Annotated in this window: 21 protein-coding genes; 11 read left to right on the forward strand and 10 right to left on the reverse strand. The window is 31.2% G+C overall.

Annotated features, from left to right (window positions below; translation table 11 throughout):
* Positions 1-342: 342 nt before the first annotated feature.
* The 6 genes from INT39_RS03725 (at position 343) to INT39_RS03750 (ending at position 5,317) form a co-directional block, all read left to right on the forward strand.
* Positions 343-540 (forward strand): hypothetical protein, encoded by a 198-nt coding sequence (locus INT39_RS03725; protein ID WP_193014267.1) that lies wholly within the window; start codon positions 343-345, stop codon positions 538-540.
* Positions 530-727, forward strand: coding sequence for a hypothetical protein (locus tag INT39_RS03730; RefSeq protein ID WP_226888981.1), 198 nt, complete (start codon positions 530-532; stop codon positions 725-727). Before INT39_RS03725 ends, INT39_RS03730 begins: the two co-directional genes overlap by 11 nt.
* Before the next feature lies 1 nt (position 728).
* A complete protein-coding gene (locus tag INT39_RS03735) occupies positions 729-1,904 on the forward strand; it encodes a tyrosine-type recombinase/integrase (protein ID WP_193014265.1) in 1,176 nt (391 codons plus the stop codon).
* Between the two features lie 189 nt (positions 1,905-2,093).
* A complete protein-coding gene (locus INT39_RS03740; protein WP_193014264.1) occupies positions 2,094-2,966 on the forward strand; it encodes a hypothetical protein in 873 nt (290 codons plus the stop codon).
* Positions 2,967-4,071: 1,105 nt separating this feature from the next.
* Positions 4,072-4,590 (forward strand): ClbS/DfsB family four-helix bundle protein, encoded by a 519-nt coding sequence (locus INT39_RS03745; RefSeq protein WP_193014263.1) that lies wholly within the window; start codon positions 4,072-4,074, stop codon positions 4,588-4,590.
* A 139-nt stretch (positions 4,591-4,729) separates the two neighbouring features.
* Entirely contained in the window at positions 4,730-5,317 is a 588-nt protein-coding gene (locus tag INT39_RS03750; protein WP_193014262.1) for a hypothetical protein, read from the forward strand.
* A gap of 33 nt (positions 5,318-5,350) precedes the next feature.
* Here INT39_RS03750 and INT39_RS03755 read toward each other — a convergent pair whose 3' ends face one another.
* Positions 5,351-5,530 carry a hypothetical protein gene (locus INT39_RS03755; protein WP_193014261.1) on the reverse strand — a complete coding sequence of 60 codons (180 nt, stop codon included), beginning with the start codon at positions 5,528-5,530 and terminating at the stop codon, positions 5,351-5,353.
* Between the two features lie 247 nt (positions 5,531-5,777).
* Between INT39_RS03755 and INT39_RS22945 the strand changes: the two genes are divergently transcribed.
* Positions 5,778-5,993, forward strand: a complete 216-nt coding sequence (locus tag INT39_RS22945) for a DUF1543 domain-containing protein (protein WP_413468899.1) — start codon at positions 5,778-5,780, stop codon at positions 5,991-5,993.
* 347 nt (positions 5,994-6,340) lie between these two features.
* Here INT39_RS22945 and INT39_RS03765 read toward each other — a convergent pair whose 3' ends face one another.
* Together INT39_RS03765 and INT39_RS03770 are read right to left on the reverse strand one after the other, a co-directional pair.
* A complete protein-coding gene (locus INT39_RS03765; protein ID WP_115351004.1) occupies positions 6,341-6,520 on the reverse strand; it encodes a hypothetical protein in 180 nt (59 codons plus the stop codon).
* Between the two features lie 250 nt (positions 6,521-6,770).
* Positions 6,771-7,712: a 5'-nucleotidase gene (locus INT39_RS03770; RefSeq protein ID WP_193014260.1), complete on the reverse strand. Its 942-nt coding sequence runs from the start codon at positions 7,710-7,712 to the stop codon at positions 6,771-6,773.
* A gap of 477 nt (positions 7,713-8,189) precedes the next feature.
* Here INT39_RS03770 and INT39_RS03775 point away from each other — a divergent pair, with 477 nt between their 5' ends.
* Positions 8,190-9,617 (forward strand): SMI1/KNR4 family protein, encoded by a 1,428-nt coding sequence (locus INT39_RS03775; RefSeq protein WP_193014259.1) that lies wholly within the window; start codon positions 8,190-8,192, stop codon positions 9,615-9,617.
* Between the two features lie 705 nt (positions 9,618-10,322).
* Complete coding sequence (locus INT39_RS03780) at positions 10,323-11,189, forward strand: NmrA family NAD(P)-binding protein (protein ID WP_319021309.1); 867 nt, start codon at positions 10,323-10,325, stop codon at positions 11,187-11,189.
* 67 nt (positions 11,190-11,256) lie between these two features.
* Here INT39_RS03780 and INT39_RS03785 read toward each other — a convergent pair whose 3' ends face one another.
* On the reverse strand, positions 11,257-12,012 hold the full coding sequence (locus INT39_RS03785) for a class I SAM-dependent methyltransferase (protein WP_193014258.1): 756 nt from the start codon (positions 12,010-12,012) through the stop codon (positions 11,257-11,259).
* A 557-nt stretch (positions 12,013-12,569) separates the two neighbouring features.
* Here INT39_RS03785 and INT39_RS03790 point away from each other — a divergent pair.
* Complete coding sequence (locus INT39_RS03790) at positions 12,570-12,881, forward strand: hypothetical protein (protein WP_193014257.1); 312 nt, start codon at positions 12,570-12,572, stop codon at positions 12,879-12,881.
* A 465-nt stretch (positions 12,882-13,346) separates the two neighbouring features.
* Here INT39_RS03790 and lpxL read toward each other — a convergent pair whose 3' ends face one another.
* From lpxL to INT39_RS03815, 5 genes are all read right to left on the reverse strand, one after another.
* Positions 13,347-14,276: an LpxL/LpxP family Kdo(2)-lipid IV(A) lauroyl/palmitoleoyl acyltransferase gene (lpxL, locus tag INT39_RS03795; protein WP_193014256.1), complete on the reverse strand. Its 930-nt coding sequence runs from the start codon at positions 14,274-14,276 to the stop codon at positions 13,347-13,349.
* A gap of 465 nt (positions 14,277-14,741) precedes the next feature.
* On the reverse strand, positions 14,742-14,954 hold the full coding sequence (locus tag INT39_RS03800; RefSeq protein WP_193014255.1) for a cold shock domain-containing protein: 213 nt from the start codon (positions 14,952-14,954) through the stop codon (positions 14,742-14,744).
* Positions 14,955-15,349: 395 nt separating this feature from the next.
* Positions 15,350-16,207: an alpha/beta fold hydrolase gene (locus INT39_RS03805; protein ID WP_193014254.1), complete on the reverse strand. Its 858-nt coding sequence runs from the start codon at positions 16,205-16,207 to the stop codon at positions 15,350-15,352.
* Between the two features lie 260 nt (positions 16,208-16,467).
* On the reverse strand, positions 16,468-17,004 hold the full coding sequence (locus INT39_RS03810; protein WP_193014585.1) for a GNAT family N-acetyltransferase: 537 nt from the start codon (positions 17,002-17,004) through the stop codon (positions 16,468-16,470).
* Positions 17,005-17,198: 194 nt separating this feature from the next.
* Positions 17,199-17,531, reverse strand: coding sequence for an MliC family protein (locus tag INT39_RS03815; protein WP_193014253.1), 333 nt, complete (start codon positions 17,529-17,531; stop codon positions 17,199-17,201).
* A gap of 378 nt (positions 17,532-17,909) precedes the next feature.
* On the opposite strand from INT39_RS03815, the gene INT39_RS03820 reads away from it, so the two are divergent.
* On the forward strand, positions 17,910-18,806 hold the full coding sequence (locus INT39_RS03820) for an AraC family transcriptional regulator (protein WP_193014252.1): 897 nt from the start codon (positions 17,910-17,912) through the stop codon (positions 18,804-18,806).
* 79 nt (positions 18,807-18,885) lie between these two features.
* On the opposite strand, the gene INT39_RS03825 is transcribed toward INT39_RS03820, so the two are convergent.
* Entirely contained in the window at positions 18,886-20,382 is a 1,497-nt protein-coding gene (locus INT39_RS03825; protein WP_193014251.1) for a C69 family dipeptidase, read from the reverse strand.
* Between the last annotated feature and the right edge of the window lie 58 nt (positions 20,383-20,440).

Genomic DNA, 20,440 nt, shown 5'->3' on the forward strand with positions numbered 1-20,440 from the left:
TTCAACAGATAGACGTTGCCACGTTTCATACGATTTTCCAGCACACGTGAAAATTGAACTTCAGCAAACCATCGCTGAACAACAAAGGGGGGAACAGTAATGTTTGGTTTATTCCTTTTAATATGTAGTTCAGTGAATTGCCAGTTCGAGCCCTATGGCTACATTTATCCTGATGAACAAAATTGTTTAATTGATAAAGAGGTACTCGCTACCAAAGGGAAAATTGCGGAGTGCTATCCAGTAGAGGGAATTATTCGGGTAAAAAATTGATTAAGCATAATCAGTTTTTACTTTTCGTTATTATTAACATTGTGGTTTATTCAAAACCAATGGATAACCACAATGAAATTATTAACACCTTGGGAACCGGGTTCTCAATTATTAACAAGTTTTGATATTAAATTAGGTCGGTTAGCGTTCAGTGTAAGAAATAGACCATGTACTGAAGCTGAAATCAAACACTCCTGCGATACAGCAGACCGGCTTATTTTATTGATGATGAGGCAAGACCAAAATGAGCAGAAAACTGATGAAAGCTAGTGCATGGGCTAAAAGAGAATTTGAAATAGGTTCTATTCCAGATAATAGAACCATAAAAAAATGGGTAGAAACTGGTTTATTAAAAGGCAAAATCGTTGATTGTTCTGTTTGGGTGTATTCATCTGAGCGCTGGGGTATCGAGTCCGTTATTTCTTCATGTGTTGATGAGTTAATAAGGGCTTCTTGATATGGCCAGTAGACCAAGAAGAAAGGAATTTAGGCATTTACCTGACTTCCTTTATTTTGATAAATCAGTCAAACAATATCGTCTTACATTAACTAATGGATTAAGAAAATGTATTGGTGCTGATAAAGCAAAAGCTATCGCAATAGCCAGAGAATACAATAATATCATGCGACCAGAAAAATCTGTTTCTGTAAATTCATTAATTGTTGATTCAGGAGGGCAATATGGTGAAGCCCTTCCCTTCTCTGAGCATTTAGATAAATTGTTTTCTCGGATCATTAATGATGAGCAACCATCTAAAAGCACGTTGAATGACTGGACTAACGACCTAGAAAGAGTGAAATCCTTTTTTAAGGATATTCCATCAAATGAAATATCTCTCGAACACGTTAATGGATTTATTAATGAATACCATGCTGAAGCTTCTGCCAATGTACAAAATCGAAAAGTAGGCTTTTTAAAGAAGATTTTCAGTTATGCAATAGACGAATCTCTTATGTTCGATAATCCAGCAGAACGTAAAAAGATGAAAAGAGTCGACGGCAAAAAACGTAGAAGATTATCTTATGATGACTTTCTTAAAATTCGAGCATCCGCAGAGCCTTGGTTAAGAACGGCAATGGATCTCGCATTACAGACAACACAGGCTAGGCTTGAAGTCTCACGAGTAAAATACAATATCAAAGCACCTAAAGAAAGAATATGTGGGTGTGTTTGGTATGAGGAGCCTAAAAATGGGATATATGGAATGATCTATATCCATAGGCAGAAAGTACAATACAAAGAAGCTTCTCACGTTGCTATTCCTATAGGAAAGGCATTAAAAGAAATCATTGATAATAGCCGTGACAATGTGGCAAGCCCTTATATTGTGCATAGACTGCCTACTCGTATCCCAAATAAAGTGAGTAAAGAAGTTAATCATCCAACACAAGTCGCACCTGATTACCTTAGCCGTGCATTTTCAGCGTTGCGTGATCAAGTGGGCGTTACCAGTCATTTGCCTTTAGATGAAAGACCAACCTTTCATGAAATAAGAGCATTGGCGGCCTTTATGTTTAAACAACGTGGTTTTGATCCTCAAGCTCGAATGGCTCACAGTGATGCAGAGTCGACAAAGATTTACACCGAAAACCATGTACAATGGGTTGAAGTGCCACATTGTGAGATTGCATAAGTTATATTATTGCAGATTTAGTCTTATACAGCTGAACCAATTCTAATTTGACACGCTGTTCTTACCAGATAAGGACATTAGCTTTTCAGTCTGTATTAACAGATATACTATTGTATGTTTCATTAATTCAGAGTAACCCTGAAAAAAATTTAATGAATACAGTCAGAAAACAGAATGTAAGAGGCTGGCATGAAAAAAAACACGGGAAAGGAATATGAGGAATTTGTTGGAGCTATTCAACAAAGTTTGTTAAATGCGGAGGGGATGTCGCATTTAAAAAATACATTAGTGGAGGTAAACAAAAAAATAGAAGACAGAAACGGAATTTTAAGGCAGTTTGATGTGTATTGGGAATTTAATTACGGTGGTTATGATTACAAGACGGTAATTGAATGCAAAGACTATGCATCCACAGTGACCATTGACAAAATTGATGCATTTATTGGTAAAACACAAGATATACCAGGTCTTCGTCTCATCTACGCTACTAAAACAGGCTACCAGAGCGGAACCCAAAAAAAGGCAGAACAATATAAAATAGATCTTCTTATTATAAGAGAAGGAATTGACGATGACTGGACTGCACCTGATGGGACACCATTAACAAAAATTATAAATTTAAATATCATTGCTCACTCGTCTCCAATAATTACTTCATTTTTTCCTATAATCGAATCCTCTTGGTTGGGCTCTCAGTTAGGGCTTAATATTGAAGATATAAAAAATAAATTCAGTGATATATGTAATAACAAAGTTTTCATATTAAATGAAATAACTGGCGCCAAATTTTCACTTTTTGACTTGGAAAATTCACTGACTAATAAAATACCTGATATAAAGTATGGTGCTGGAACATATAGTGAGAAGCTAAGTAATTCATATTTAGAGTCTACTGATGGAAAATTAAAAATAAAAATAAAAGGATACAAGTTAAACTATCAATACTCTGAGCCAATAGTGTCTACAACAATAATTGATTACTCCAAAGAGCTCTTAGGTATTGTACAGAACTACTCATCAGGAGATAAACGAATGATATTCAAAGATGGGCAGGTTAAGTGATTCTATTTTGAATAAAAAACCAACATTCAATCGCCCTCTAATGGAGGGCACTTTTTACAATGAGCACGTAATTATATACTATTCACTCTTGATATTTATTAATAAATATACAGTTTTATTAGCAATTATCCATCAACAGTAAGATAACTCATAACATCTATTTTTTCGCTCAACTCTTCATATTTAACTACACCCTACCTACGAAACATATCAATTCTAGTTTGAACTAACGTACATAAATATAGTGGTAAAACTCTCTCTAACTCATTGATTCTTATAATGCACATTTTGTATATTTAGCACTGTATGTAATTACATATAAAAGCATTATTTGCATTTATAATCAATGCGTTATGTAATTTAAAATCGGTTTCATGGGGTGTCGGGGGTCGTAGGTTCAAATCCTATCATGCCGACCAACAATATTTAAGAAAACCAACCATTTACGGTTGGTTTTTTTATGCCTGAAATTTGCTTGGTGTAAAACTGGTGTAAAACTGGTGTAAAACCCCCATCTTGTTTGCCCTGGTTAAAGCTCAATTCTCGCCCGGTTTCTATACTATAATTTTTGCTTAAGTTATTAACTAATTATGTAAAAAAGATCTTGTAGGCTAACTAAAAAAGATAAATTAAACGATAGATATGATTACTTAAGAAAGAAATAAGAAATGCATGATATGAGAAGCTTTCCTTGATTAAAGAAGAGTAAAATCTTTTTATTATGTTAATCAACCTCGTAAGTTCCATAAAATGGAATAGGCGACAATATGAAAAAATAATACACATACTTAGCATTATTATATTAGCCACATTTTTGAATAGCTGTACATTCTTCTCGTTGGATGAATCAGATACTCTTTCATATTAAACAAGTGAGTTAGTTAACAAAAACGGCTCCACAATTGCGGAGCTCTAATAAAATTAAATGTGATAAGAATCAATCGCCCACTATTTAAAAATAGAGCTCTAATTAAATTCAAAAACCAACATTTACACTGTTTATAAAAGAGCCTTCCCCTGTTGTGGTGGATAGTACATAATTAATTTGTTTTCAAACACGACACAACCTTTATGGTTTATCTATTTTAATGAGATGGAATTCCTTATGAGCGTACCACAAACAAAAGCTGAATTACTTTTAGCTATTGATAAAAATTTCAATAAATTAATTAGTTATTTAAATGCAATCCCAGCAGAAATGACATCTGAACACTCAATGGATGGGCACGCCAAAGGAACAGAGATGAGTGTTCATAATCTTGTTTCTTATTTGCTCGGATGGAATGCTCTTATTGTAAAATGGATCACTTCTGATGCCAAAGGCCTACCTGTCGATTTTCCAGATACGGGTTATAAATGGAACCAACTTGGTCTTCTTGCTCAAAAATTTTACTCCGATTATAGCGAGTTAAATTATGACTTGTTAGTATCTGAGCTTCAGACTGTGAAAAATGAAATTGTGAAGCTTATTGATGAGCGAACTGATGATGTCTTGTATGGCAAACCATGGTACACAAAATGGACGATGGGCCGGATGATCTCATTTAACACATCTTCGCCTTACGCCAATGCTAATGGAAGATTAAGAAAATGGGCAAAAAACAATAATATCGAATTAAAGTAAGTATCAGTGTAAAAATTACACATGTATTTAAAAACAATGTAGGGCTAGTGATCAATGTAATCGACTAAGTGATATAATCACTCAGTTATCATTGCCGATGTTTAATTGATATCCTGTTATTTTTATAATGGATAGGAATATGAATAACAAACAAAAAAATAAAAAATTGTTTACATTTACATCTCCATTATTATCTTTGACGATATCACTCTATCTCAGTATATTTACATTTGGCTATAATAATATTATTTGGCTAGTTTCTTCTTCTATTATTTTTTTTGTCGGTATTGTCGTATTTATATCTTCTTTAGAAATTTCTATAAAAGTTATTTATTTTAAAAAAATATCATTTTTACATACTAATAAATTTGTTATTTTAATCTTTACTTTAATGAGTTTTATAGCAGCCACCATCGTGCTGATAATGATATTTTATGAAGAAAAATTATCCTCTAACTTTTTTAACAGTGTGGAATTTGTTGCTTTTCTTATAGCTTATTTTTCTTTTATCTTAGTATCTATTTTTGTTTCTTGCGTATATTGCATGATTAATAATAACAAAAAATTCTTTTTACTCTCTCTGTTTTTGTTATTGATAATGATAATTATTTTCTTTAAAGAAAGAGATGCTCATTTTTTAATATTCTATTCCCTTATTTTCTTTATTATATTTTTAGGTGGAGTAACTATTATTACGATAAGAAAGGCTTTTTCTAATTATGATTAAGTTGTGGTTTTTCAATAACATATTTTTAATAGATTAAAAATTTCCTTTACTACGTTGCTGCTCAATATAAATGTTCTGATTAGCTTTAATACTATTTAATGTACTATCAGAATATGGATCTTCTTTATGACTTTTACTTTCTTGAGATTCTATTGCTCCTGTTGATGAGCAAGCAGAAATAAAAAAAATACCCAAAAGCATAAGTAATCTCATATCTACTCCAAATAATATTTTAAATTAATAGCAAATGTTTAGAGTAAAAATAAACAATTTAGTTCATAAAATCAATCGTCTTCATTTTTTATACTTACTCTTAATATGGTTACATAATAAATCATACATCGATCGCAACACAAAAAATGGATGCAATAATGAAATTATTTATGTCCTATGTTGGCGGCAATGTGGTAAGTTAAACATAAAAACCCAATATATTCAATGTGTTATATCATAAAAATCTATAGATACTTGGCCTGCATTAAGAAAGGTATGGTTTGGTGACAAAGATAAAGTACATATTGATGGTTATACTGAAATTACTTGGGTTGATGGATTTGATATCAGTCTTAGTCTTAGCAATAAGACGAGCAACAATAAATTATATTTTGTTAATGTAGGTAGTTATCACCCATCAAACCTAGCTGAACTATTTATTTGTTGCACAATCGCCAAATGAGGCCAAAGAAAAAGCCATCCTAACGCTTTTAGTCGATAGCCAGCAATACATAAAAATAATTTAAAAGATGTTGATGATTGCATTTTGTTGAGTAAAATCGGTAATTACTACATTCATCTAATATCAAGTAATGCAAGTGAACATTTCAAACCTTTATGGCAAGGTTATCAACCTATTGGTATTGAGAAAAATTAATAATTATTTTTACTGCGCTGTAAATTGTCAATGTAGTAAATTTCTCGAGTGACGCAATCATCAACTCATTTTCAAATATCAATCAACCACGTATTAAATAATATTGATATTTTCATTTGAAATAATTTTATATTATTTTTTTGTTACTTTTATTATTTAAAATTCATCAATTTTTTAAAATAAAAACCTTTTTTAGTTTTTGGAAATTTATTTCCATTATATATTTTTCGTTCATAATCTCGACCAGCATAGTGATTATCACCATAAAATTGACCATATAATGCTGTTTTAGGGCATACATCATCAGAAAAGAATCTATGATTATTATCCACTTCCATTTTCCTTATTTAATTTTAATTAATTAGATACCTCTTAAGGTAAAATATCTATAAATAGTTATTAACTTACAATATATATAAATCATTCAACACCATACTACTTCTATAAAAATAGATCCAACTTTGTTCTTATTTTTATTTAAAAAAAACAAATAAAATAATAAAAATAGAATATTTCAACTAAAGGCCATATTAGACAAAATAAAAAAAGAAGGTATGATATAAATATCACACACATTTTTTATTATAATAATTTATTATCTATATCTTTGTTCGCTACACCAAATGGGATATGTACAGAAGGAAGTTCAGACGAAGATTTTAAATGTAACTTTTGATCATCAAAGAATATATGTGGTTTTAAAATCTTTAGCACATTCGCTTTCTCTACTCCGCCCATAAAAAAGGCTTCATTAACAGAAATTCCCCACGCTCTCATGGTATTAATAACTCGCTTATGAGACGGCGCATTTCGTGCAGTAACAATGGAGATTTTAAGTAATGGAACATAACTAGAGTCTTGTTTAACTTTTTCTAACTCAAGCTTTTGAATATCAGAAATACGCAATAAGAAATTTTTTAATGGCCCTGAGTTATGGGGTACATCAACCATTTTAGCTTCATGACGATGAAAGTGAGATAACTCACCTGAAGTTTTATAAATAATCTCAGCTTCATCATCAGCAATAACACCATCAAAGTCGAAAGCGATTCTTAATTCATCTGCACTATCGTCATTAATATGACCCGCTAATATTTGGCCTGCTGGATAATTTGCCTTAATTGCTTGTAAAACATCGTCATGATCTGCAGATAAAAATAATTCAATATCGAAAGCTGGAATGTAAATATGTGGTGATTTACCTTGAAGAAATACAGCTCGAGTGATCCCTAATTCATAATGTTCAATAGAATTCATCACCCTTAATCCCGTATCAGGATCATTTCTGGACAATAAAATAACTTCAACTAAAGGATCATTCGGTCGAATATTATTCAATTTTAAAAGCCGACTAATAAAAGGAAATGCAACACCTTTATTAAGAGGGTTATCTTGCATTTTTCGTTGATAGTGCCGATAAGCTTCTTCGCCTTCTGTGCGAAATATATTATCTGACTCTTCTAAATCGAATAATGCACTAGAAGAAAGCCCTATGACTAATCTCTTTGTTAAATCATATGCCATAGCGTAAGTTCCTTGTTAACTCTCCATATTATTCATACTATCACCCTTTTAATAGAAGTTAGATAAGAAATTTTTTGGTTATTAGTATTCATAAAATCTCCACTTTAAATTCAGTAAAATAAGCACTTTTATTGACTTTTTGTGTAAATAAATAATATCCACATTTTTTATAGGGTTGACATATCAAATGATAATGATTATCTTTTAACTTGTGAGTAGTTGAGTATTTTACTTGGTTATTCACAACGACATTGCTCACATTGCTTCTAGTATTTATTGACCAACTCTCCTAGCGTTGGTCTTTTTTTTATCTCCCCTTCTATTTAACGAAAAATACTATTATCTTATTGAAGATAAAATGGTTTATAGCGAAAATTCAGTAAGATAATATTTTTATATTTGGTTTTTACTATCCAAAAAAGATTATTAAAGAACCATTTTATGATTAAACCATATCATCAATAGGGATTTTAATTTATGGGTTTTATTTCAGCTATCTTTAAAAAAAATAAAGAACTGACACCACAGCAACAATGGGAGCAAATAAATAAAAAATATGCAGATAATCTTATTGAACGTATCCGTGAGAAATTGGTACTAGTAGTTAGTATTGATCATGAATATAAGGAATTTGGTGCTGATAATCATAAATATCAGCTAAATTCTCCACTATCAATAGAGAACGTTAACCAACTACAAGTAAAAGCAGGCTGTGAATTTCCTGAAGATTATATCGCCTTTGTAACTCAAATTGGCAACGGTGGTACAGGCTCTTATGGTGGCGCAGGCCCCTATTATGGTCTCTACGCTTTTGATGAAGCAATAGATAGAAATGGTATACAAAATTGTGCATTACCCTGTTTATTGAGTCCTAAAATGGATATTGATGAATGGAAAGCACTATGCCATGTACCTGATGATTGTAGTGATACAGAATTTGATAATATTTATGATAGGATTCATCAGGGTACACTTTATTTAGGGACATGTGGTTGTGAATACGATCTTTTGTTAGTGATAAATGGTGATTATAAAGGCCATATTTTATACACATCAGACTGGGTAAATTCAGATACTCCCTACACTTTTTCCTATGAAACTTCTTTTACACAATGGTATGAACGTTGGTTAGATGAAGTAATTTTAGGCTATGATACCAGTTGGTTTGGCCATCGTATGGGCGGTAATGAAGAAATACTTATCACATTTGCCGAAAATAATAATATTACTAAAAAAACAGATGCTATCAATGCCTTAACAAGACTTCCTAATTTAACAATTAATAGTCTATATTTTTTAGAGCAACAGCTAAAAACAGAGTATATTGAGTTATACAAAGCCTCATTAAACGTGTTAGCAACCTATTTTAAAGAACAAGTATTGCCTCATATTCAAGGTGTATTAGCCGATCCACTGAATCAGAAAATAGATATTGTTATTCCAATTATTTATTTTAAATATAAAGATCAATATATTTTATTTAAAGATAGCCTTTTCCCTATTCTTAAAAAAACTGAGAATGAGAATACATTGCGCTTTATTGGCTATACATTAGAAGAGCTGAACGCGGTTTTAGTTGAGGATTTTCAACCCTTCTTCACACATCAAAATGTAGAAATAGTCAGAAGTGCAATTTATGCAGCTTCTCATGATATTGATTTAAAAGATAAGATTTCAGCATTTTTTGATTTAGCTATCTCAAACAATGCAGAGATTAGTTTGAGTGCTATTCAAGCTCTTTCTAGCTCAAATTATATTAATAACGAGTTATTACCCTATTTGAAAAAAGCATGGCTAATGTATCCTGAAGAAAAAAATCCTTACATTAGAAATAATATTTCTTTGTATATCAATAAAATATATAAAAACAATGAAATTGACATCAATAAATGGTCTCTCAATTAAAAAATATTTTTTATTATAAGTGAATAAATTGCTAGGTAAGAATAAGTTATTACCTAGCAAGATTAGAATTACAAGTAATAATACGTATTTCGCCATTAACAAGCTAAAAATAGTTATTTAAACTCAAAAAATTTCACATAAATGTATGTGGTTTTAAATGAAAGTATGACTAATAATAATTTAATTGAATTCCATAGCCTTTACTTGACGCATAAAAAATTCTTTAAAAACAACAAAATAAAAATAACTTCATTATTGAGCCACCCTTTTTTCTCTCTATTCTATTTAAATAATTAATTATTTTTCTTTAAGATTTGTTACAGATTGATATCTTTTTTTCCCTTATTATCGTTTTCAGTATTTCATCACTGATAGATATTTAATATTCCCCCGCCTAGTGCGGGGATTTTTTTATCTGAATTTCTTAATTCCTTCTCATATTTATTCATAAAATCACAGCTATTTTCACACTAAAAATGCTTTTATTTACTTTCTTTATAGCGAAAAGACATCATGACTGTTATATCTTTTACAATTCGATAGAGGATGTATGTCCGTAAACCCTAAACTATCACTAAAAAAGTATTCAACATATTTAGAAAAGGGAAGTGACTGTACTATCAACCCTATTTTTCCGAGCTTAAACACCAAATTTATAAGCTGAAAATATTTAGTTAACCATCTAATTTATCAAGGAAATTTATTGTGACTAATAAAATATTAATTACAGGTGCAACAGGGCAAGTCGGAGGCCTATTAATAAAATCACTACAAAAAAAAGGTTATAAAAATGTTGTATTAGCGATTAGAAAACCTGCAGAAAATACCCACTTTCCCTATCCTACTGTATTAATGGATTACGACAACCCTGAGACAATAAAACCAGCTCTTAATGGTATTGATTCCGTATTTATGATGACGGGTTACACAATTAACATGCTTCAACAGAGTAAAATTTTTGTTGATATCGCCAAACAACAGGGTATCGATTACATTGTTCATTTGGGAGCTTGTGGTGATGATAATGCGCAGGTTTCACATTGGGCTTGGCATCAACTCATTGAGCGTTATATTGAATGGTCAGGCATCCGCTTTACTCATCTCCGTCCTGAATCCTACATGCAAAATCTACTAGGCTATCAGGGAGATAATAATCTAAATAAAAACACTCTTCGTTCTTATTTTGGTGATGCAACTTTAAGTTGGGTTGATTGTACCGATGTGGCTGAAATAGCTGCTCATTGTCTATTATCACCAAGTTTACATGCGGGGAATACCTATCGATTAGGATATGAAAATAAAAATTATCCACAAATTGCACAGTTAATTACTGAAACATTAGGCCAACCTTTTCAATATAAAGCCGACTCTCCTGAAGTGTTTTGGCAATATGCTCAAGAAAATGGACTTGAACTTTCCTATATGAAAAGTATTTATGACCATTATGTGGATTTCACTTCAGGAAAATTATCGAGAGAGGGCGCTATATTTGATAATTTTGAAAAAATAACAGGAAAGCCAGCAATAACATTAAAACAATTTATTCTTAATAACAAAAAACACTTTAGTTAATGCAAAAATGTTAAATATGAAATAGGCTATTAATTATAATAGCCTATTTATTGCTAATTAATAAACACTATATTTTATAGGCTTCAAAGGTAATAATTTCAGTTTCATTATTAGGCACTTGCAAATATTGGTAGTCACCCGAGATTGTTATTCCTTTAAAACCAATAGATTCAAGTAAATGTTTAAATTCAGAAACACCAAACCATTTCAATTTAAAGACTTCCCATTCACTTTCAATTATTTTACCCTCTCTCCACTTATCATAACGGTGATGAGATACAGTAAGCTGATTAATGTGATCTATATCGGCATTAATGATCTGTAAAGTAATTAAATCTCCTTCAGGGGTTTCAAATTGTCTGCTAGTACATTGGCCCTTCACAAAAGAGTGTGCCAAGCTGATATCCACAAGTAAACGTCCTTTAAAATTCAATGCGTTATAGCATTTTTGAAGTGATTGTAACGCTTTCTCTTCACTATCTAGTAGCAAAAAAGTTCCTGTGGGAATAATAACTGCATCAACTAAAGTTTCTACTTGGAATGTTAGCAGGTTATCTTTGACTACTTTTTTTGCAGTAAAGCCATTATTTTTCAAATTATCCACACAGAAATAAAGCATTTCGTCTGAAAGATCAAATCCTGTTATATTTAGTCCCGCTTTTAATAAAGGGATCAAAATTCGTCCAGTTCCTACTGCGGGTTCTAAAATCTTGCCATCAATATCTTTAAGGCGCTCTTGATAGTATTCTACATCGCCAAAGCTACAGCCTATAGGCTTATCTATTTGATACACTTGGGCTGATAATGAGTGATAACTCTGCATCGTACTTTACTCTCTCTTATTTTTACTCTATTGATGATAGGGTTATAAAATAAGATATCAACAACTCATTTTAATTAAAAACATCAAATAATGATGTTTTTTTTCTTTGTTAACAATTTTATTGAAATACTTTGATAAGTTTTATTTAATTCTGAAATCACTCCATTTATACATCTTTTGTTTTAACAACAAAATGTATCATTGAAAAATTAAGTAATATAACTGATATTAAATTATATTAACTTATTAATGAAATCATTAAAATTCTATATTACACCTTATTTATCAATCCATTACATTTAAATCATAAAAATTAAATTATTAAAAAAACATTAAAACCACCAATAAATCATTCATCATTATTTATATAACTGTCATTAACCATCAAGATTTTTTACAGATTGATATATTTTTTTCCTCTAATATTCCCTTCATCAACTCGACACGGAAAGATATCAATTAAACGTGTGAGAAAAAATCAATCATAAACACTAACTAATTTTTTTATTAGAAATTAGTACACAAAGATAATCAATAAAATATTTGAGGAATAAATAATGAAAAAGAATCTTATTATCGGAACTTGCTTAGCATTTTTATTATCAGCACCAGTTATAGCAGATACAAATAAAGTCATTGGATCAGGAACGATTACTTTTACAGGTTCTATTGTTGAAGGTAATTGTATGACAGACTCTGTTGGCCATGTTTTTAAAACGAACTGCTGGAATGGTGTTGAAATGGAAGAAATACAACACAGAATCGAACCCAATAAAATGTTTAATGCTAAACTTGGTGAAAATAGAGGTTCAATGAATATAAACTGGATTGGTGAAAATTTAGCAATAATGGATATTATGTATAACTAATATTCATAAAATTTAAAATTCCTATATTTTCAATAAACATTAATCTATAATTAATTTAGGAATAATATTTATTATTAAATAATGAGTATATATTTTTAGAACATCAGAAGTTATTACTATATTTATATAAATGGTATTTTTCTACTATGGTCATAATATATTAAGCAGGTATAGTCTATTTCTATACCTGCTAACTCAGTGCTTTTAGTTTTCTTTTATCTGATTTGTTCTTTTTTCTTTTCAACCTATCCTTTTGCCTTTATTACATTCCTTTCTATTTACACTTTCCTTTAATCCATACAAACGCTAGGGTTGACAACCCAACTGATAATGATTATCTTTTAGCTTGTGATAAAGTTGAGTATTGTACTCAACTTTATCACAACGACATTGCTCACATTGCTTCCAGTATTTACTGTGACCAACACATTGTGTGTTGGTCTTTTTTTATTTAACAATTACAACTTAATTATAAAGACTTGCTTCACCTTCAGGTCTAGTTTTAAAACGTCTATGTGCCCATAAGTATTGCTCTGGCGCTCGCATTATCTCTATTTCGATCAGTTTATTCATTCTATCTGTATCATTTTGAATATTTTCAGTAGGATAATTTATAAGCTCCTTACCAATTATCAGGCTGTACTTCTTACCTTGTTTTTTTTCATTTCTGACCAAAGTTACTGTTAACGTTGGTGCTCCTGATAATTTAGCTAAAATGGCAACTCCTTTTGAAGTCGATGCCTTCTTAACAGAGAAAAAAGGTGAGAATGTGGTTCCTTTTAACCCAAAGTCTTGGTCAGGTGCAAACCAAATTGCTTTCCCTTTTTTTAACTCCATAACCATAAACTTTAAATTACGTCTATCAATCATCCCTTTATCAGAACGGCATCTTGCTTTAGTTTGAATATATTCCATAGCTTTATTATTGTGTGGGCGGTACATGGCATTAACAGGGAAACAAAGCCCCATGATTCTACCACCTAGCTCTAACGACATGGAATGTATCCCTATCAATAGAATTCCCGCATTTTTATCATTCGCATTGGTGAAATTAGAAATTCCGTCTACTTCAAAGAGATTCTTTAACCGACGATCGCTCCAAAACCATGCCATTCCTGTTTCAAATAATGCAACGCCAAGAGAAGATAAATTATCCATGACAAGTTTATTAATTTCATTTTGATCTTTGTCGGGAAAACACAACTCTAGATTTTTCTTTATTATAGAAACTCTTCTCTTTACAAAAAAACGTGATAACAACCCTAAACGTTTACCAAGAAAAAGCAGCCAAGAATAAGGTAATTGTACTAATAAAAAAAGAATAGAAACACCAAACCACGTCAGAAAATATTTTGGGTGTAAAAGGTGCAATGAGAAAAAATTTTTAGCGTACACTAGTTTGTCCTTTAGGAACTAAAAGTATTTAAACCACATAGAATTAGACATCAATTGTTTAAGATAAGCCATTAAATATTAATTTAATTTTTAACTTCAATTATCTTTTTATGATTTATCCGATACTTTTCTATTCTAATGAATTTTTTTTCTTTCTTTTCATTGAGAAAGCAATATCTTACTATCTTTATTTTGCCATTATAAGAATTTTATTATTATTTAAATTATTTTTATGTATTTTATTGGTTATTAAAGTAAATATATTTCTAATCAGGAAAATTATTTACCTTCGATATTTACATAACTTTAATAATAATATTTTGAAGTATTTTCAGAAATAAAATGAAAGTGAAATTATGGACATTATTAAAACAAAAAAACCCACCAAGGTGAGGTTTTTTTTATTGGCATTATCAGTATGTTTGATACTGCATTAAGCAATACATACTGTAATAATAACCAATATTACAGACCGATTACGTTCGCGGCTGCAGGACCTTTAGCGCCATTTTCGATAGAAAATGAAACTTCTTGGCCTTCTTTCAGAGATTTAAAGCTTTCGCTTTGAATTGCTGAAAAGTGTACGAATACATCTTTGCTTCCGTCTTTAGGAGTGATAAAGCCAAAACCTTTATCATCGTTAAACCATTTTACTGTACCAGTCATTGTATTAGACATAAGATTTCCTATAATTAATTTGTTTGCCATAAGGCATTGTTTGCGGTTTGATTTCGGATTTTACTTATGGTCACTATTTGAAGGAATTCGCAACGAAGAGGTATCATGGATAACGCTAAACGGTGAACTACTTAAAACTGCACTAACATAAATAGGTCTGTACTTCCAAACCAGTGACGCTATTAAGTCATATAATTCATTTTATAGCAAATTATTTTCACCTTTATTTTAAAAAAAATTTTTCACGCACCAAATTAGAAAATAATTATAAGTTAAAAATAATTATCTATTTTACCTATCTCATTATTTTAATTTAAAAACATGAATAAAAAAGTAGATACTGTTATTTTTTAAGATAACCAGTATCTACTCTATCATTAATGTACTACATCACCTTAATCAACTAGTTCTAATAAAATTTCTTCTGTTTTCGTCCACAGAAGTGAACCACCTTCTTCTGGCCATAAATGTCGCTCAGCATTAGGAAAACGTTGAAATAATAAATCTCCAAAGTCCGGAGAATGAACGGTACTAGTATCCTTCATTCCGTACCATAAAGTTGTTGGTGTCTTTATTTCTTCAGGTGAAAATCCCCAAGGTTGCATCGCAATCAGCAAATCTTGAGTGTATCCATCATTGCCCTGTTTAAAAGCTTCTGCCATACATTCTTGATAAACAGGGAGAAAATCAACTGATTTATAAATAGCCAAATCAACATCAGCACTGTAATTTAAAATAAAATCCATTAGCCATTTAGCTGTTATATTTTGCTTAATCCAACTGGTTAACAGTTCTGGTGCTCCAACAGCTTGACGTTGCATATTAACAACATCATCTGTTAGCTTATTTTGCGTATCAGGATAATCAAATTGATCTTGCCCTGCGACAATCAGTAATTTATCAACATGACAGTAAACACAAAGAGCCATCGCAAAAACAGCCCCCTGTGAAAATCCCATTACATTAATATTTTTGATATGAAGATGATCTAATAAAAATAAAATATCTTCAGAAAAAGATTTTAACGATTTTTTAGGATCAAAAGTAGAATCGCCCAATCCTGGGCGAGTTGGCGTAATCAGCCGAATATTAAGTTTACTTAAGAGGTCAACGTCTACACCTAATAAACCACTCATACCTGCACCAGTGCAAAATAATACTGGCTTACCTTGCTCTGGACCCGATTCATACCACGTTAAAATTCTATTATCTGGTAATGATACATTATATTTTCTTGAGTTTTTAATTTTCATTAGATTTTGTCTTTTATTAATTTTTGATAACACATTACCTGCCATATTGGATAGCAATGCCTATTTTAAAGTTCTTCTTTTAAAAATTAATATTGAGATTAGCTAAGGGTAAGACTTCATATAAACTCACAATAAATATTGTTTAGTTGCAGATAAGTGGATAAACCAAAAATTTATTTTTTGTTTTTTTTAAATAAAAAAGAGTAGATGTCATACTACTCTCTATTAGTATAACCAATTAGCTGTAATAAGTAAGGGCTTTACCACTGATCACCTCTACGAAAATCACAATATAACGATGAAGTTAAATCAATTTCATTTATAGTACTCAATGCCATAATTCCTTCATCATCACCCTCTGTTTGTTTATAAACACCTTGGTTTAATTCAAAGAGCTTACCTGTCCATTTACGCCATCCTAACAAAGAATATAACGGTATACCTTTCTCAGAAGCAGAGAGTAGTCCAAGCTGATAACAAGACTTGATAATATCATTCGCTTGAGTCATTAATTCTTTACCTATTCCTTGTCGACGATAATCCTTTAAAACAGCCATTGCCTCAACATATCCTACCGAAATAGGATTATTATCAATCGCCATATTTCTTTGAACAATAGCAACATGCCCTACCATCTTTTCTTGATAATAAGCAAAAATATGCATACCACCTAATGCATGCTGAAAGTCATCTAATGAAAAGTCATCACCAAAACTTTCTATTAACAAAAAATACAGTATTTCTTTCTCTATTTTGGATAAGTGACAAGTATGCTTGGATGTATATTTAATAATCATAAAAAACCATTTAGCAATCACAATAAGACTATCTTTATAACTGATTTGTTTTTTATGACCAACTTATTTGTGTGATAAAAAATGCGTTATTACTTTTCTATACTTATTTTTAATTATTATATTTACTTAATCTTTTTCTTATAAAAAAGAGGACAATAAATTGCCCTCTTTTTTATTTATAACTAGTTTCTACGTTATTTTACTAATTTACAGGTACGGCCCTTATCTTCAGCAATTCGCCCATTAACTGCATCATCTTCTGAAATCGTTGCTAAATTAAATTCACCTTTACCTTTGCCCCAAATTTGGAAGTTCTCACCAACATAACGAGCACCACTAGCCGCAACAGCCTCTTTTAAAACAATAATTTCATCGCTGTAATACATAACAGCTAACTGTTCAGTAGGAAAAGAAACTCTGATTTTTTGGCCTTCACAGTTATAAGTATCCGTTTTAGCTGCCAAAGCAGGAGCTGTTATTAATGAAGAAACTAAAGCAATAGCAGAAATAGAAAATAACTTATTCATATACATCTCCTAAAATAACCGATAGGGTTTTACTAATATAATTAAGCTAGACTTTTTCTAAAAAAGAAAAAATAGGATATCTCCGCATTTTATTAAATATAGAAATATTCATATAGATTTTAATTTAAACTTAATTTTAATAAAAAAACATCAATCATTGATTAGTGAGTTAAATGCGCTGTTTTTATTTACTATCAAGTTTAATTTTAAAAAATAGCAATACATAACTTTACATTATCACCTACCTATTTTACTTTATTCAATGTAACTATCACTATACGATATGCTATTATCCTAACACCTATAAATTTATTGTAGCTCAATAAATTAAGTCGATCTTATTGAAAATAATCGATAAAAAAAATAATAGGAATATTCATGCTTCAAGAGAATGTTGTTAAAGATATCATTGTTTGGATCGAACAAAATCTCGATTCACGTTTATCATTAGATATTGTTGCTGAAAAGTCAGGCTATACAAAATGGCATTTTCAGCGCTTATTTAAAGCTTATACAGGAATATCTTTAGGAAAATACATACTCGCCCGTCGTTTATCTTGTGGCGCCTATGCCTTAAGAATAACGCGTTGTAGCTTGTTAGATATTTCATTGAAATATCGTTTTGATTCTCAGCAAACATTTTGTCGAGCCTTTAAAAAACAGTTTAATATCACCCCTTCAGAATATAGAAAAAAGCCAGGATGGGATATTAGTGAGCTTATTTTTCCCGCTCTGGAAACTGTTGAACTTAGCGCCAAATACGAAGTAGTTACCCTTCCTTCTCTAAAATTAGTAGGTATGTCCCACCATTACAATAAACCCATTTCTACATGGGACTCTGACAAAAAAAAATTCAGAAAAGAATTCTGGCGTAAATTTTTAAAAGATGTACATACAATACCCACTGAGTTATATGCAATGCATAGAGCCTCTGCATCTACACTAGAAGATACAATGTATATTTATAGCACCGCCGTTGATAAAGATAACTTATCAGCAACATCAAATGTCTCTTCTATGTCGCAACTGGAGTTGCCTAGTGGCAATTATTTAGCCATTACCTTTCATATGGATGAGATTTTAGATTCATTAACGGGCTATGATGATATTATTTATACCGTATACACTAAAGTATTACCAAAAATGAATTTATTGCGTAGACCTGGCCCTGACATTGAACGATACACATTAAAAGGCGCCGTTAGCTATGATAAATTGCTAGGGCAAAGTGGAGAACACTTACAAAAAATTAGCTATTATATTCCCGTTCTTTAGTCATCCCTACATTGAAAAAGATCCCAAAAATAAATTGGGATCTTTCGGTTTCAGTATTTCTTAAAACACTTATTCTTTATTAGTCTTTTTTAGATTTATTAGCCAAGAAAATATCATCTTGAATATCTTTTGTTCTCACGGTAAATAATTCATTAGTTAAATTTTCCGTCAACTTTTCCGCATCCGCCATAATGCGTAAATTAAACTCGTTAAGCATTTTATCTGCACCCACTTTATCGGTTTTAACCATATTGAGATATTTAGCTTCCATTTCTTTTTGTTCTAATGCTGTTTTGATTTCCCAATCTTGATAGGCTTTTTTTACTATTGGCGCTAGTTTTGGATAATCGGTCATAACTAATGTCTGCAATTTACGATACTTCCAATAAATCGAGTCACTGTCCGCTTTATCTGTTCCCATGCCATAATGTTGAGGATAGACTTTTAATCCACTGTAATACGGAACAAATGCAGTTAAATCCGCCATACCTAAACCAACATAAGTTACTTCACCTATTTCTTGAGGAAGTTCAGGGCGAACTTGCATTACATGTGCTTCATAAGTTCTAAACACACTAATTGGGCGCCAAGATTCTTTACCATTTAATCCATTAGAATATGGGTCGTGTTCAGTTCCTTCAAAGTGATTACGTAACATCGCTTTAGCTTCTTCAACAGATACTTTTTTCTCTGGTGTTAATAAAGGTGCGAAATGACGACCATCATCCACAGCTTGTTTTAATGACGGATTAAATTGTTGTTGAATAACCCATACCCGAGGATCGTTGTAAGTACGATCTCGTTCATCATCACGGGTATACGCCTTAGAAAAGTTAAATATCCCCTCTTTTTCTGGATTATAAAGTCCTTTTTCAACCGCAAACTCTACTAAATTTTTAGAGCCTAAGATATCTTCACTGTTTACATCATAGGTTTGTAACCTTCCTTGGTTACCTGTCGCAAAATATTTATCTTTAGGTAACTTTTGTGCAATCCAGTGGTGTCCTGTTCCTGTTTCTAAATACCAAAGCTCATTTTTATCAACAACAGCAACACCAAACCCTTCTCCTGCACCTTGTTTTTCAATAATACTTCCTAATAATTCAATTGCTTCACGCGCTGTTTTCGCTCTTGAAAGAAGCACATCTGGAATATCATCTTCTGTTATACCGGTATCTTCAACATAGGGATCGAACTCAAGGGCTTTAGGTGAAGCAAAAATAGATTCTGTACCACTAACCCCGACTCCCAGTTCATTAAATCCTGTCGCACCATGAAGCTGTGTTTTCCAATTTGGGACAGTGGTATAACGCAATGAATTTTCAGGTAATGGATAAATAAAATTATTAGCACCATTATGTTCTTTAGTACTATAAGTCCCTGCTTGATTTGCTTTTGCTGGATGAATAACAAAATGTTGTGCTTTTAATGCATTACTATCTGCACTACGAGCAATAATCAATGATCCATCATTTGTTGCATCACTTCCTGCTAACAAGGTGGTACAGGCTAAAGCAGAAGAAACTAATGCAATATTAAGCGATAATGCAATAATACCTTTTTTAAATAAAGACATAAATTTTCCCATTTGCTTGTTATTTATAATTTATAGATCAATTAGGTATCTTGAAAAA

Source organism: Pseudomonas sp. FME51, from assembly GCF_014897305.1.

What these genes read in the sequence shown, in the direction of transcription:
- INT39_RS03725 (WP_193014267.1), top strand. Translation starts at nt 343, where the DNA reads ATGAAATTATTAACACCTTGGGAACCGGGTTCTCAATTATTAACAAGT.
- INT39_RS03730 (WP_226888981.1), top strand. Translation starts at nt 530, where the DNA reads ATGAAAGCTAGTGCATGGGCTAAAAGAGAATTTGAAATAGGTTCTATT.
- INT39_RS03735 (WP_193014265.1), top strand. Translation starts at nt 729, where the DNA reads ATGGCCAGTAGACCAAGAAGAAAGGAATTTAGGCATTTACCTGACTTC.
- INT39_RS03740 (WP_193014264.1), top strand. Translation starts at nt 2,094, where the DNA reads ATGAAAAAAAACACGGGAAAGGAATATGAGGAATTTGTTGGAGCTATT.
- INT39_RS03745 (WP_193014263.1), top strand. Translation starts at nt 4,072, where the DNA reads ATGAGCGTACCACAAACAAAAGCTGAATTACTTTTAGCTATTGATAAA.
- INT39_RS03750 (WP_193014262.1), top strand. Translation starts at nt 4,730, where the DNA reads ATGAATAACAAACAAAAAAATAAAAAATTGTTTACATTTACATCTCCA.
- INT39_RS03755 (WP_193014261.1), bottom strand. Translation starts at nt 5,530, where the DNA reads ATGAGATTACTTATGCTTTTGGGTATTTTTTTTATTTCTGCTTGCTCA.
- INT39_RS03770 (WP_193014260.1), bottom strand. Translation starts at nt 7,712, where the DNA reads ATGGCATATGATTTAACAAAGAGATTAGTCATAGGGCTTTCTTCTAGT.
- INT39_RS03775 (WP_193014259.1), top strand. Translation starts at nt 8,190, where the DNA reads ATGGGTTTTATTTCAGCTATCTTTAAAAAAAATAAAGAACTGACACCA.
- INT39_RS03785 (WP_193014258.1), bottom strand. Translation starts at nt 12,012, where the DNA reads ATGCAGAGTTATCACTCATTATCAGCCCAAGTGTATCAAATAGATAAG.
- INT39_RS03790 (WP_193014257.1), top strand. Translation starts at nt 12,570, where the DNA reads ATGAAAAAGAATCTTATTATCGGAACTTGCTTAGCATTTTTATTATCA.
- INT39_RS03800 (WP_193014255.1), bottom strand. Translation starts at nt 14,954, where the DNA reads ATGTCTAATACAATGACTGGTACAGTAAAATGGTTTAACGATGATAAA.
- INT39_RS03805 (WP_193014254.1), bottom strand. Translation starts at nt 16,207, where the DNA reads ATGAAAATTAAAAACTCAAGAAAATATAATGTATCATTACCAGATAAT.
- INT39_RS03810 (WP_193014585.1), bottom strand. Translation starts at nt 17,004, where the DNA reads ATGATTATTAAATATACATCCAAGCATACTTGTCACTTATCCAAAATA.
- INT39_RS03815 (WP_193014253.1), bottom strand. Translation starts at nt 17,531, where the DNA reads ATGAATAAGTTATTTTCTATTTCTGCTATTGCTTTAGTTTCTTCATTA.
- INT39_RS03820 (WP_193014252.1), top strand. Translation starts at nt 17,910, where the DNA reads ATGCTTCAAGAGAATGTTGTTAAAGATATCATTGTTTGGATCGAACAA.
- INT39_RS03825 (WP_193014251.1), bottom strand. Translation starts at nt 20,382, where the DNA reads ATGTCTTTATTTAAAAAAGGTATTATTGCATTATCGCTTAATATTGCA.